This is a genomic window from Bacteroidota bacterium (assembly GCA_039111535.1).
Lineage (GTDB): Bacteria > Bacteroidota > Rhodothermia > Rhodothermales > JAHQVL01 > JBCCIM01.
The window spans coordinates 19,835-33,556 of sequence record JBCCIM010000051.1 but is presented as its reverse complement, the minus strand read 5'-3'; the positions used below and the strand labels follow the sequence as shown (position 1 = coordinate 33,556).

The 13,722-nt window shown below is 49.7% G+C and carries 11 protein-coding genes; 5 read left to right on the top strand and 6 right to left on the bottom strand.

What is annotated here, in order from left to right:
- Positions 1–191: 191 nt before the first annotated feature.
- From AAF564_10260 to AAF564_10250, 3 genes are all read right to left on the bottom strand, one after another.
- Positions 192–1,628, bottom strand: a complete 1,437-nt coding sequence (locus AAF564_10260) for an AAA family ATPase (GenBank protein MEM8485922.1) — start codon at positions 1,626–1,628, stop codon at positions 192–194.
- Positions 1,629–1,992: 364 nt separating this feature from the next.
- Positions 1,993–3,255: a hypothetical protein gene (locus tag AAF564_10255; GenBank protein MEM8485921.1), complete on the bottom strand. Its 1,263-nt coding sequence runs from the start codon at positions 3,253–3,255 to the stop codon at positions 1,993–1,995.
- Positions 3,256–3,316: 61 nt separating this feature from the next.
- Positions 3,317–4,108: an SAM-dependent chlorinase/fluorinase gene (locus AAF564_10250; GenBank protein ID MEM8485920.1), complete on the bottom strand. Its 792-nt coding sequence runs from the start codon at positions 4,106–4,108 to the stop codon at positions 3,317–3,319.
- 342 nt (positions 4,109–4,450) lie between these two features.
- Here AAF564_10250 and AAF564_10245 point away from each other — a divergent pair, with 342 nt between their 5' ends.
- Both AAF564_10245 and AAF564_10240 read left to right on the top strand, forming a co-directional pair.
- Complete coding sequence (locus AAF564_10245; GenBank protein MEM8485919.1) at positions 4,451–5,047, top strand: hypothetical protein; 597 nt, start codon at positions 4,451–4,453, stop codon at positions 5,045–5,047.
- Positions 5,048–5,074: 27 nt separating this feature from the next.
- Complete coding sequence (locus tag AAF564_10240; GenBank protein ID MEM8485918.1) at positions 5,075–5,446, top strand: YraN family protein; 372 nt, start codon at positions 5,075–5,077, stop codon at positions 5,444–5,446.
- On the opposite strand, the gene AAF564_10235 is transcribed toward AAF564_10240, so the two are convergent.
- Positions 5,447–6,604: a carboxypeptidase-like regulatory domain-containing protein gene (locus AAF564_10235; GenBank protein ID MEM8485917.1), complete on the bottom strand. Its 1,158-nt coding sequence runs from the start codon at positions 6,602–6,604 to the stop codon at positions 5,447–5,449. It abuts the gene before it with no gap.
- A 137-nt stretch (positions 6,605–6,741) separates the two neighbouring features.
- Positions 6,742–7,896 carry a carboxypeptidase-like regulatory domain-containing protein gene (locus AAF564_10230; protein MEM8485916.1) on the bottom strand — a complete coding sequence of 385 codons (1,155 nt, stop codon included), beginning with the start codon at positions 7,894–7,896 and terminating at the stop codon, positions 6,742–6,744.
- Between the two features lie 543 nt (positions 7,897–8,439).
- Here AAF564_10230 and AAF564_10225 point away from each other — a divergent pair.
- Both AAF564_10225 and AAF564_10220 read left to right on the top strand, forming a co-directional pair.
- Positions 8,440–8,991: a hypothetical protein gene (locus tag AAF564_10225; GenBank protein MEM8485915.1), complete on the top strand. Its 552-nt coding sequence runs from the start codon at positions 8,440–8,442 to the stop codon at positions 8,989–8,991.
- A 311-nt stretch (positions 8,992–9,302) separates the two neighbouring features.
- Positions 9,303–9,857, top strand: a complete 555-nt coding sequence (locus AAF564_10220) for a hypothetical protein (protein MEM8485914.1) — start codon at positions 9,303–9,305, stop codon at positions 9,855–9,857.
- Positions 9,858–9,970: 113 nt separating this feature from the next.
- Here AAF564_10220 and fdhD read toward each other — a convergent pair whose 3' ends face one another.
- On the bottom strand, positions 9,971–10,807 hold the full coding sequence (gene fdhD, locus AAF564_10215; GenBank protein ID MEM8485913.1) for a formate dehydrogenase accessory sulfurtransferase FdhD: 837 nt from the start codon (positions 10,805–10,807) through the stop codon (positions 9,971–9,973).
- A gap of 96 nt (positions 10,808–10,903) precedes the next feature.
- Here fdhD and AAF564_10210 point away from each other — a divergent pair, with 96 nt between their 5' ends.
- On the top strand, positions 10,904–13,597 hold the full coding sequence (locus AAF564_10210) for a PIG-L family deacetylase (protein MEM8485912.1): 2,694 nt from the start codon (positions 10,904–10,906) through the stop codon (positions 13,595–13,597).
- Positions 13,598–13,722 lie beyond the last annotated feature (125 nt).

Below are 13,722 nucleotides of genomic sequence, written 5' to 3'. Positions count from 1 at the left end.
GCCTCCACTGCCCACTACAACCCACAGGTTTCAGCATGCACGTGTGCCACGTGTTCTGTAGTGTCAGACTGTCTAGAACGTTTGTGCTAGCGTAGCAAATTGCCTACGGCTAGCATGAAGTAGCCAACTCCTGAATTAGGGTCCGAGATCCAACTGAACTCAACGGTATATGTGCTTATACATACAAGGAGTTACTCAACGTTCAGGGCCAAGGATAAAAGCTCGGCATATATGCCAGTTGCAGACCGTAAATGCAAAAGTGCCTTTCGCCGATCACCCTGCTTGGACCTCTTTACATAACAACGGGCTAAGTGGTACTCTAATCCTTTAGCACCCTGGTGCTTTAACAAGCCTGAGAGCAGAGCAATGCGTTCATTCAGCTCGTTAGGGTCTTTGGGCACTTTAGAGGTATCACTGAAACTCTGCCGTACATAATGTTCAAAGTTACGCGCAATTTTTCCTAATTCTTCCTCTCTCTTAGCTCTGACTAGATGATACCGCGCTTCGACATATGACCCACCCAATTTCGCTTTACCTTCAAGAGAGTGGCCTTTAAATTTACTGGCATAGTGATTGGCAGCCAATGAGTGTAAGCCGCGCAATTTATCAGGTTGTGCCCTTAGCCTATCTAGTGTTATCTCGCGCACGAGTGGGTGGAGTGTGTACCAACCTACATTATGATCGATCAGAAACATGTTGATCAATTCAGTCCTCATCTGCGGACCTTGATCTTGGTCCGCAAACATGTGTTTGAAGGGCCCACTTGAAATTGATTTTCTATAAACGGTCAGTGCATTCAAAGTTCTGAGAGCGGGTTCTGAGAGATGCTTCAGAGTATTAAGTAAAAGCGTTTTTTCTAGTTCGCGCAGCAACTCTGACGAAACGTCCCTATCTCGAATTTCCCAGAGATTTGGGTTTTCACCAATGAGCTCTTCAATTGAAGTCCATCTCAAGCTTTCTACTAAAGTATGTATTGCTCGTGGGTTTCTTCCCAAAGCCGCTACAATGTCGGCTCGACGTTCTGAGGGTATCTCCTTTTCTCTTTTACCCTTCTTTAATAACTGCGCAAGTAACTCTTCTGCTTCATCTTGTTCGAGTGCATAAAGTATGCGTTTTTCAATGGATTCTGACCAACGTGCGCGTTCGACACTACGGTTGCTCAGCAGTAGAAGTCTTCCGCTTTGTTCTCTGTTTGATATTCTTTTTAAAAGATTTTCAAGGAGCTTTGTTGGTCTACCTGAACTCGTATTTAAAGCGCGCTGAAAATTATCGATTACAATAACTACAGGTTGCATGAGTACTTGCTGAAATGCATGGAGAAGATCTTTGCCTTGGTCTATTGCATCAACAAGTTTCGAAACTCCTTTGAGCTCCAGTTCCTCCGCTAAATTCAGAAGCAAATCATCTATTAAGGTACTTTCACTATCCAGGGTGTCTACCAAGATTGGAATGTAATTCGTCTCTTCGAGTTGACTTAAAAGTCGAAGTGCTACATTTTTTTTACCGACTCCCGAAAAGCCTTCTACTATGCATACTGATGGACCAATGTTAACCCAATCATGTGACAGCCATTTTAGTAGTTGTTCTCCATGCCGCCCAAAATATATCTGTTTCCTTTGTTGGTCCATGTTGGTATGAATATATGAGGATCGTGCAATAAATTGCACATGTTGTGTTTTTCGTTTTTTCCTGGATTGTGTTTTTTTAAACCTAAAGCTCAACTTATTGTCGTGACAAAATTGGCTAACTCGGTAATGTGTGATTCCAAATTAACAGAGTAGGGAGTAGGTCCGTATTTGAATCCGAAAAATGGTAACTATTTCAAGTACTAAGAATATCCAGATATTGTGTAGGTAACAAAGAAGTGTATTAAAAAGAATAGTAAAGAGATAACACTTGAAATGATGATTTCAGCCTTAATTAGCCAATGATAATTTTACTAAAGGGCTTAGAGCATGTCAAGAAGGCGGCTTGTCACAAAAAGCAATCCCTCTAGTTAACGGTTATCCGGTCACGCAATGCTTCGGGGTCGATAGACGTTACCGCCATGAAAATATCATCCCGTTTTCGCCAGATCACAAATTTCTGTTTTTCGTTCAGGTCACGCAAATCAAATTGCTCTTCCCGTGTAATGGCCTGCAGGATATCGCTTTGTAGCTGAATCCGGTCCGGGTATTCATCGAGCAGGGCATAAGTAAATGCATAGAGGGTGATGTATTCGCTCTTTGCGTCCATGTTGTCTTTGTACAGGAAAACCGGTACACGCACATCATCAGCAATTTCGCTAATGCCAACGCCAGTGAATTCACTTTGCTCAATGTCGGGGAGGGTCAGTCGCCAGCGCATTTGCTGTTGTACAAATTTTTCAGCTTCAGCCTGGTCTGCAGTTGCCAGTACCGTTTCTACGCGGGGAGCCTGGGAAGCAGACAGGGTGAGCAAATTGGCATCGGGTTGTTTCATCAATACACTCGATCCGATGTATCCGATAAAGCCGGCAGCGAGAATGAGGAAGATGGTCATGAGGCCCCGAGAAAGCCTGTTTTGATTTGCATTTTCGGCTTTCCTGGTTGTGTCTGCTGAAAGGGCGCGGCGCGCAGCTTCCGGGTTGTGGCTCGAAAAAGAGGCCTGAATTTTAGGTTCGAGGGTGGGGGGGACGGCATTCAGTTCGGATTTCAGTGCGCGGCGAAGTGCCTGGGGAATCCAGTCTGCAGGTTTGGTTTCGTTGAGGATGTCAGCAACCGTTGCCGGCGCATTGGCTGTGATATTTTCCGCAAACCGCTGCCGCGCCAGCATGCGCTGCTGGTTCACACTATCCGAGTCGCCACTCAGGATAAGCGCAGCGTCTGCATTTGACAGGCCGTTGGCTTCGCACATGGAGAGTACAACGCGGTCAAGATCGCTTAGTGCGGCAAAGCTTGCTGGTACTGCCTGGCGAAGGTACTGGTTTAGAATGTGTTGTTTAAAGCTGGCTTTGGTCTGTGATGGTGGCGGTGGTACTTCGTTAGGTGCCGGCAGGGGGGGAGGTGTTTGTTTCTGTTCGTGATACACTTGTATCAGGAGCTGCAACATGTGTCGGCGATCGCCGGGAGCAACCAGGTTTTTCTCTCGAATCCGAAGGGCCCTGTCGAAGGTAGCCTGAACCAGCGCCTCAGCCCGCGAGGCATCGAGGGTAAGGACCTGGGCCATGGCGTATAATGACTCCAGGTGCTTCATCATGCCTTGAAATTCGTACTCCGTAGAAGAAGAACTGCTCATAAATATAGGCCGGCCATGCCGGTGAAAATCAATATCCAGCTTAGAAAAACAGGGCGATGCTTCAGGAAAAGACCAGATTAACGGGTGATCCCTTTCGAATGTTCAACAAGTCCGATGCGTTCCCCGTGTTTACAGCGATTTCCAACAATTCGTTGCTGTCAAATAACATCAACGGTTCGCCGGTCTCGGTATTGCCGTAGGTCGTTAAAATGCTGTTCAGGATGGTCGAACCGACATAACATTTGACGGCTTTGCCGTTACGCTGCTTGTTGATCAGCGAGCGAGAAATATTGGTGACACAATTCCCAAACCTGTCTACATGTACAACCCACCCCTGAATCCCTTGTTTGTCTGCAATGGGCAAGGCCCAGTGTAGCGGGGCGATGCTATCGATTGGCGTGCCGAGTACGCTGAGGGACTTACCGGTAGACAGATGGGCCGCAACGGGGGCAAAAATATCGCGGCCATGGAAAGTGTTTGCAGGCGCATCTGTTAACCAGTACGCAGGGTTGTCGAGCACGACGGCTTCGTCCGGTGGTTCGCTATTGAGCACGAGAGAGAACAATCCATTGTCTGGCCCCACAAACCATTGCCGGCCTTTTCTAAGCGCAATGGCCTTGCGGCTGGTACCAACACCCGGATCTACAACGGCAAGGTGGATGGTGTCTTCCGGAAAGTAAGGGATCGCATTTCTGAGGACAAAAGCTGCTTCCATGACATCTTGCGGACTCACACCGTGGGTGATGTCGAGCAACCGAGCCTCTGGTGAAATGTTAAGCATCACACCTTTCATGATAGCAACGTAGGCATCATGCAGGCCAAAATCTGACGTCAGCGTTATTAATCGATTCACAGGGCGGGTATACTGGGCGATAACTCAAAAATAAGCGGCACAACACACAGCATCAGCGTTGGGGAAACCGTAAGCTGAAGCCGGCCTTTGTTTGCATACCTGAAGATCGTGCAAAATGGTCGTTTAAAAAAGCGTTCGCTCCGGATCTTTGCACTTACCGGGCTACTTTCTTCCCATTGTCTCCGAAGTTACGTAAAACTGCGCAGTACAATGCTTTCATTTTATATTGAAAATAGCTAGCCTTATAGGAACTAACATCCTGCCCGACTTTTTCAAAGCGGATACTATCGTCAACGGAATTTCTCATAGATGCAGGAGAAGCTCGATCTGAGGAAGAAAAACATGCTCAAGAACACAGAGCGGTCCGCTTTACGTCCTGCCCATCAGGAAGCGCTACAGCGCTTCATTCTTTTCTGGGGAGAGATGGCATCGCGCTGGGGTATCAACCGCACCATGGCACAAATCCATGCGTTGCTCTATGCTTCGGAAAACGCCATGGACACCGATGAAATTATGCTGCACCTGCAGATCAGCCGTGGGAATGCAAACATGAACCTGAGGTCCCTGATCAATTGGGACCTGGTTCGGAAAGTACATCAGTCTGGGTCGCGCAAAGACTACTATACAGCAGAAAAAGACGTCTGGAAGATTACTACGCGTGTTGTTAAAGAACGCGAAAAACGTGAACTGCAGCCGGTGAAGCAACAACTGTTGGGGTGCCGGCAGATTTTGACAGGAGATGATGAAGGCCAACGCGAGATGCTTTCCCCTGAAGAAGAGCAGTTTGCAGCGCGCATAAGCAATCTGATCGAGTTAATGGATGTCTTTGAAGGCTTCTCCAAATCGCTGCTCCCCTTTGTGCAAAGCCGCAACCTCGACGAGGCCAAGCAGCTTATCGAAATGGCCCGCAGATTCACTTCTGGTCCGGACGAATCCTGAGCCGGCAAAGCTTCAGGTGGTTGCCGTATGAAGCGTACGGGCGACTTTGGTGAGATGTTGGCGGCGCGGTATTTACGCGCAAACGGCTTTGTCATCCTTGCCCAAAACTACAGAGCGCACGCTGCTGAAATTGATTTGGTGTGTGAAGACCAGCCTGAAGCCGGCCATGCGATTGGCGATCTCGTCTTTGTTGAGGTGAAAACACGTACAACGCGCACGTTCGGCAAACCGCTAGAGGCGGTAACCCCACAAAAACTGGCCCTGGTGCAACGTGCTGCTGATCATTACCTCTTAACCCATAACCTTGAAGATCGCGTTTGCCGGTTCGATGTTATTGGGGTTGAGATCCGAAAGGGGGTGCCGTATATCGAGCACGTACGCGATGTGTTAGACTACTGATTAGCCGTCGATGCGATATTCTTTTGGTAGATCATTGGCTACCCGTTCAAAGGCATAATAGCCATATACTGTGACCCCGTACGGGTCTACAATTTCGCCTATTGGATCTATAAGGGTAGGGCCGGTTGTAAGCCGAATCCACGAACGCTGGTGTTGCTGCCGGCGGTGTGGTGAACTACCTTGCCATTTCTGGTAGTCCGCGCCTTCATACTCATTGACGTACGTGATTTCGATAACCCCGCGGAAAGCCAGCAACAAATCACCGGGCTTTTCGCCGGCGCGTAACAAGTCATCGGGGTCAATGCTGAAGCGACGGTTCTGGTTGCGGATGTCATCTACGGATGGAATTTGCTTAAGCCTGAAGCCGGCTTCATAGGTGTTGCCCTTCAATAGGGCAAGGAGGAAGTGTTTGAATGAGCCAAGAAAAGCTGCTTTCCTGTTCTCGTCCCACATAAGTGCCTGCTCCGCTGTTGCAGGCTCCATCTCTTCAAAAAAAGGATCGCCATCATATCTGATGGTAATGCCTTCTCTGGAAAACTCTTTTAACACGTATTGAACACGGTAGCCGAGCGCCTCATTTTCGATGAGTAACGACTCAGCAGCTTTAGCCGAGAAGCGGCCCAACCAGTTTGCGTCAAAATCGAGGACCTCTTTATTTGTGATGGTCACAAAATCTGACAGATCAGATTCTCCCAGAAAGAGGCGTTCAAAGGTGTTGTAGCGTTTCCTCCAACGCCGGTCCTTTCTTGCATTGACAGTCACTTCCCCTAACTCCAAAACCATGGGTTCTAGCGCGAGGTCAAATGTAAAGCTGGTGGTATCTCCAACCATAAAGTCTTGCTTCTCTGGCTCGAAACCAATCATGGAGATCCAGAGGGTGTGCGGGCCAGGGGGGACGTTGGTCAGCTCAAATCGGCCGTCTGCATCAGTTGCCGTTCCGATCATTGTTTCGCCGACAAAGGCGTGCGCGCCGGCCAGGGGCGTGCCTGTGCTTGCATCTGTAGCAGTTCCAACAACAGCGCCGGTGGTGTCGGCCAAGAGAAGGTCCGCCTTAGCTTCCGGTAAAGGACCAGATACAAGCGTGGTATCGGACTGCGCCATCAAGTGGCCAGGTACGAGCAGCAGCAGTATTGCTATGAGTCCGATGGGGTGCTTCACGGGCAGGCACGTCAGAAGGTGGTTGTACTTTCATGTAAACCGCCCGAGACGATATGTTTCTGGCTGCTGAATATCGAGTCCAGGAATGCCGAATGCCAAAGGAATATCTTGCATTCGGCATTCGGCATTCGGCATTCCTACCGGGATGGGCGGTATTCCTTGGGGAGCTCGTCGGCCACGCGTTCAAAAGCAAGATGTCCTGATACGGTAACGCCGTAAGGGTTCAGGATGTCGCCTTTGTAGTCGACCAGCGTTGGCCCGTTTTCTTGCCAAAAGAGCGATTTCTGGTAACGATCGCCGCGGATGCCACCGGGGCCGCCGAACGTTTTTTGCCATTCGACATAGGCTTTGCTTTCGAGCTCACCTTTGAAAATGAGTTCGATGGCGCCGTCAAGTTCGAGCAGCTTTTCGTTGGGGTTGTCGGTGTCTTTGAGCAACTTGGTTACATCAAAGGGCACCCGCTGGTTGTTCATGGCTGAGCCGCGTTCAAACGTACCCTGGCCAGCCGCGCCGGCTGGTGTGGCGCGCTGGAACGTCTCAAATCCGTGCTCTTTGGCTTTACCAGAAATTGCAGCAAGCATAAAGTGGCGGAAAGAGCCGTAAAAGGCTTTGCGTCGGTTTTCTTCCCACATAGCCGCCTGCTCAGGACTCTCTGGTGTCATCTCTTCGTACAATGGTTCACCATCGTACTGAATCCGAGACGGCTCCGCTTTAAAGTCTTTGAGGAAGTATTGGATGCGATAGCCGAGGGCTTTGTTTTCAATTTGGATGATGTCGTTTGCAAAAGCGAGCAAAGTCCCCCCTTTGTCTGCAAAATCGAGTACTTCGGGGTTCAGGATTTTAGTGTCTCGCGAGTTGGGCGTTTCACCCACAAAGATTTTAGTAAACCGTTGCAGCCGGCGCTTCCAGCGTTTGTCACCCTGGGCTTCTACCGTAATCCCATCAAGCTCGGCCACGCTTTCGTTCATCTGGAAATCAAAGGTGAAACTCCGCGATTCACGCAGCATGATGTCGCGGAAGGCAGGCTCGAAACCGATGATGGAGGCGTAGAGGCGGTGCGCACCAAGCGGCACACGCTCAAGCCGGTACCGACCATCGCCATCGGTTGTTGTACCAATCATCGACTCAGCGATAAAAACGTGCGCGCCGGCCAACGGCGTACCTGTTTCAGCATCTACCACCGTTCCGGTTATAACAGCTGCAGGAACCTGCTGTGCTTGTACAGCAGTTCCGGAGAAGGCAAAAAAGAGGCCTGCAAACAGCAGGGCAAAAAAGGCAGGAGAGCGTTTCATGTATTTCAAACTATGTAAAGGGTTACCAGGCTATGTTATGGGGCCGGGCGGTATCAGTATCACAAAATACCCTGAAAAGAATAACAGGCTTGCTACCAGGAAATACACACAAAGCCGGCAATATGCTTAATGCAGCCGAGATGTTTTCTCTGATTGTTACGCTGGCTTAAAGCAGCGCAAGAATCCCACCACACTAAGCATTTCCCAGGTTAGTGTGCGAAAGTCTGTATTTAATACAGGATAAGGGCCATTATGTAAGAGAGGATGTATTGGTTCCGGATGATACTGTCTACTGTAAAACACAGACCTGGCCACGAATTTCATCACTGATGGTGAAGATTACCAAATGTGAAAATACAAAGAGCAATTTTTGCGTGTCGCATACTTCCGGTCTTTTACGCCTATTTTCTTGTAGCTTTTCGTTACTGCGGATAGATTACACCCAGGACATGTTTAATCCGCCATGTTTTTATTAAGCACATCCCGGGACTTATCTACGGCAGTAGGGCTTTTCATCATTAGAAACATTTAACCCACAATTTTATGTACGCAGCAAGTAATTCGCTGAAAAAAGCAGTATCTCTGGCCATTCTCTTTATCACCGTTGTGATTTTTACACCTGCTGTAAAAGCACAGAGCCCGTTTTTACTGGGTGGTGGACTTGTATTCGGTACCGACATTGAAGCCATTGGTATTCAGGCCAATGGTGTATATCCGCTGGATGAAGAGCGGGGCATCAACCTGGCAGGTGACCTGACCTTGTTTTTCCCGGATGATGCACCCGGGGTAGATGTATCGCTGTTTACGATCAATGCAAACGGGCACTACATTTTCTCAACAACAGAAACGTTGATGGCGTACGCGCTTGCGGGCCTCAATATCGGATTCTTTAAATTTGAAGCAGATTTTGGCGGAACAGGTGAGCTGTTTGGTGCAAGCTCTGTTACGGATACAGAAATTGGATTAAACGCCGGCGCTGGCGTCCAGTTTGATGTAGGATTTGGTTACGCATATGGCGAAGCCAAGCTGGTTCTGGGTGGTTTTGACCAACTTGTTATTGGTGGCGGCGTGCGGGTGCCCATCGGTGGCAACTAGCTCATTGAAGAATTAAGCAGGCAGGGTCTGTTTAATTGGATGTCATTCCGCTTGTTTTAAAAGGTGCCGGCCCATCATGGTCGGCACCTTTTCTTGGTTCAAAGGACGTTACTTCGGTGAATTTCCCTTGCGAATGTGGAAAGAAACTGGACTCTATCCACCAGTTGGCATATTTTCCAAAGGCACTTGAAAATACACGCAAGTGCACTGTATGAGCCGGCTTGATATTTCTTCGACCCGCTGCTGAAAGAATATACATGTGTTGGCTTGGTCGTGTAATTGTGCACCCCCTTAATAAAAAAATCTGGCTTATGTGTAACTGTTGTAAGAATTACAAAAACCTGACAGCCTTTCTGTTTATGTTGGGCTTGTTTACCATGTTCTCTTCGCAGGCCTCAGCACAGCTGTGGTTTGGCGGTGGACTTGCGTTTGGCGAAGGTATTGAAAACCTCGGCCTTCAGGCCAACGGCCACCTTGTTGTAAACGAAGAAAATAAAATCCGTGTGGGCGCGGATATCACCTATTTCTTTGGTGACAAGGTGACATCAGGAGATACTGAAATCAAAACCAACCTGTTTGCCATTAACTTCAATGGCCATTACATGCTGGTTAGTTCAGATCAGCTGATTCTCTATGGAATTGGTGGTATCAACGTTGGGATTGTATCTATCGATGTAGATGGTCCTGGCAGCCAGTTTCTTGGGTTGGTCAACACAAGCGACACTGAAATCGGCCTGAACATAGGCGGTGGTGTTGAATATGGTGTTGAGTTTGGCCGCATCTATGCTGAACTGAAATATGTACTTGGTGGATTTGACCAATTGGTTATTGGCGCCGGCGTACGTATTCCGTTGAGTGGCCGCTAGGCTACCCCGGTTTTTTGATTTTAACGCGCAGGTGCCTGGCATCTGCGCGTTTTTTTGTAGTACAGCTCTTTTAGACCGCACCTCCCTTTTCTTTGCAGCCGGCCTCGTAGGCATTAAGTTGGCAGTATACGTTGTTTGCCGGCATACACATTGAATCTGTTCTCTTTGAGAAAGCCAATGAGTGTCACGTCATAGGTGCACGCCAATTCAACCGCGAGGCTAGATGGCGCACCGATTGCGAATACGCACCTGATGCGGGCAGCAATTGCTTTTTGCATCAGTTCATAGCTAACCCGGCCGCTCAAAAGTAGCATAGCATCTGACAGCAGCGTACCGTTTACAAGGGCTCTTCCTATCAGTTTATCCAGCGCGTTGTGCCGGCCGATGTCTTCTGCCACCATCATGAGGTTGCCTTCGCTGTCAAACAAGGCTGCACTGTGAATGCCGCCTGTATGTTGAAACAAGGTTTGTCGCTGGCGTGCTTTTGCCGGTAATGTGTAAAGTAGCGAAGTTTTGACCGACGGGCCGGCCTGTGAGCTTTCTCTGGTACGAATATCGGGTAGCTCCAAGCGTCCACAAATCCCACAGCTGGAAGTGCTGGGGAATTGCCGCGCAAACGATGCAGGGTCTACAGGTACGTGGTCTTTTAAATAAACGGTGATGGCAGTAGTAAACGGTTTGTCTCGGGTATTTGCTGCCGCCTCTTCTACACGGGTGACGTCATCCATGGATGAGATGATTCCTTCTGCAAACAGGAGTCCCAGCGACAGATGTTTATCGTCACCCGGCGTGCGCATCGTTATAGCAACGGGTATGCGAACAGGGGCTCTTTTCTGATACGCTAAAAGAACGATTTCAAGTGGCTCTTCAAGTGCAACCACATCATTCCTTTGGGCGACGGTTGACTCTGTATATTTTTCTACAGAAACTTCAGCAACGCGCGCATACATAGTTAATGGCGATTCTGTGCCCATGATGTAGTTGGCTTTGCCACGTTCAACGCGGATATTTTACAATCTTTTGCGCGGTAAACGTAGGTATTTGGTATGATGAAATCCATCGTCTCTATTTTCTTACTTGTCTCGCTCTTGGCCGTTGAGGTAATGGCCCAGGACGTTCAACCGCCCAAATTGGATCGCGTGTTGATGAACCTTGGCGATAAGCGGGGGCCACATGCCATAGCGGCTGACAGAGGCAGCGCCGGCCTCTGGGAACGCTTGCTTAAACTCTCCACCATTGGCAGTGTGATGCATACCACGGCACATCCAGACGATGAACACGCTGGCTTGTTGACCTATCTTGGGCGTGGTAAAGGATATCGAACGTCTATGCTCACGCTGAACAGGGGAGAAGGCGGTGCCAATGCAATCGGCGCTGAGCTGTTTGATGCGCTGGGAATGATTCGTACAGAAGAACTCCGGCAATCTGCGCGCTACTATGGGCTCGATGACCAGTATTTCACGTCACTCACCGATTACGGCTATTCCAAGACCCTGGATGAAGCCATAAAAAACTGGGGCCGCGACCAGATTCTGCAGGACATGGTGCATGTCATCAGGCTGAACAGGCCGCTTGTTGTGGTTTCTCGCTTTCATGGATCGCCGCGCGATGGTCACGGACATCATCAGGCCATTGGTGGGATTACGCACGAGGCTGTTGAAGCTGCTGGTGATCCGGATCGATTTGTTGAAGATCTGTTTTATCATCAGCTGCGCCCCTGGAAACCGTTAAAGGTCTACCGGGGTGGTGTACGCCCAAATGAACCCTACAATGTAACCGTTGACCCCGGCGCATACGCTCAGAGATTGGGCGACTCCTACCAGAATTTTGGGTACTTCGGCTTGAGTTTGCAAAAGTCGCAAACGAGCGGCCGATACCGCCAATCTGCTGGCGCGACCCCTTATTACTACGAACGTCAGGATGCCGTAGCGGGTGAAGAAACAGATCTGTTTGATGGCATTGACACCTCGCTTTCCGGTATGTTTGCCCTGTTTGGCGAAACGCACGATTCTTCTGTACTGGAACGCCTGATGTTGTTGGAAGAGCAGGTAGCGCAGGCCATTGCGTTGTTTACAATGGATGCACCGCACCGCGTGGTGCCGGCATTGGTTGAAGGCTTGCAGCTTACGCGGGAGTTGCTTGAACAAATCAGCCCACAACATGAAAGCCACTTTTTATTGCGTGTGAAAGCAGTACAATTCGAAGATGCCATTCACGCCGCGCTCGGAATGCAGGTGAACGCACTTGCGTTGCCGTCGAATGCCTTTGTGAGCACAAGTCCATGGGCGCCACTCCCTACAATGGGGGCTGTAATTCCGGGGAAAACGTACAAGGTTGCCGTCTCTGCCTTAAATCCCTCCCCTGTGCCCGTTACCATCACATCTGTAGATTTGGCGGCCCAGTCGAGCCTGGTTGCTGCACCTGTAGAGGCTGCTGGTACCATGCTGGTTGATAACGAACCGTTTATGGTAGAAACATCCGTTCAGGCATCTATAGACGCAGCATTTTCGCGCACGTACTTTTCGCGCGATAATATATACCAGAATCGTTATCAGATGCCGACCACAACAGAGCGCTTTACGCCCCGCGGGCAACCTGCCCAGGAAATCGTATTGCAGTACGAGATTTCTGGCGTTGCCCTCTCACTACGCGCGCCTGTGTACACCAGAACAGCAAATCTACCGGATGGGTATACGCTGGATGTCCTCAAAATTGCGCCTCGCGTGGCCGTGAATGCTGCGCCGGCTACACGGATCGTTCCCCTCAATGTTCAGCCCGCAGTGTTTGATGTTGAGATTGAGGTCATCAACAATGATCCGGATGGGGTTCGTGGCGCCTTGCAACTTTCTGTGCCCGAAGGATGGCGTGTTGAGCCGGCTACGCACGCTGTTGCCATACGGCACGCTGGGCAGCAGATGCAATTTGCGTTTCGTGTTACGGCTGACGAATTGGCTACGGAGGTATACCCTGTGCGCGCAACAATGACCGCTGATGGCGTAGCTTATTCGGAAGGATACGAACTGGTCGATCAGCCGGGTCTTGAGAAGCATTACCTGTTTGGCAAAGCCCAGGTGGATGTTCATGGACTGGACGTAGATATCGCACAAGGGCTGCATATTGGATATGTGATGGGGGTAGGGGATGCAGTACCAGATGCCATTGAACAACTGGGGGCAACGGTTACGCTGCTTGCCGCAGATATGCTCGAAACGGGAGACCTCAATTCGTTTGATGCCATTGTTATTGGTACCCGGGCCTATGCCGTGCGGCAAGACTTGTTGCAATTCAATGCGCGTCTCATGGACTATGCGCAGCAGGGAGGGCACCTCATCGTGTTGTACCAGACGCCGGAGTATCAGCCCCAGACAATGGCACCCTTTGCTGGCCGGCTCCCCCGTAATGCAGAGGAAATATCTGAAGAAGATGCACCGGTTGAAATCCTTGAGCCCATGCATCCCGTGTTTAATTTCCCCAACAAAATCACCGCAGCAGATTTTGACCACTGGGTTGAACAACGCGGGTCGAAGTTTTTCACCGAATGGGATGCAGCATACACGCCGTTGGTGTCGTCTAACGATACCGGACAGGCGCCCCAGCAAGGCGGCTGGTTGATGGCAGAAGTAGAGGCCGGCCACTTCACCTACTTTGCATATGCAATCCAGCGACAGGCTCCGTTCGGTATTGCCGGTGCGCTTCGGATTTTTGCCAACGTGCTATCGTATGGAAAAGAAACACCATAGCAATAAATCGCCAGTCATGCGAACGAAGGGTCGCGTTTAATGCCGATATTCGAATGCCGATTGATATTTTTTGCAATAGACGCATACACAAGCATTGCTATTGGTGCCGCAGGCGGGCAGAACAG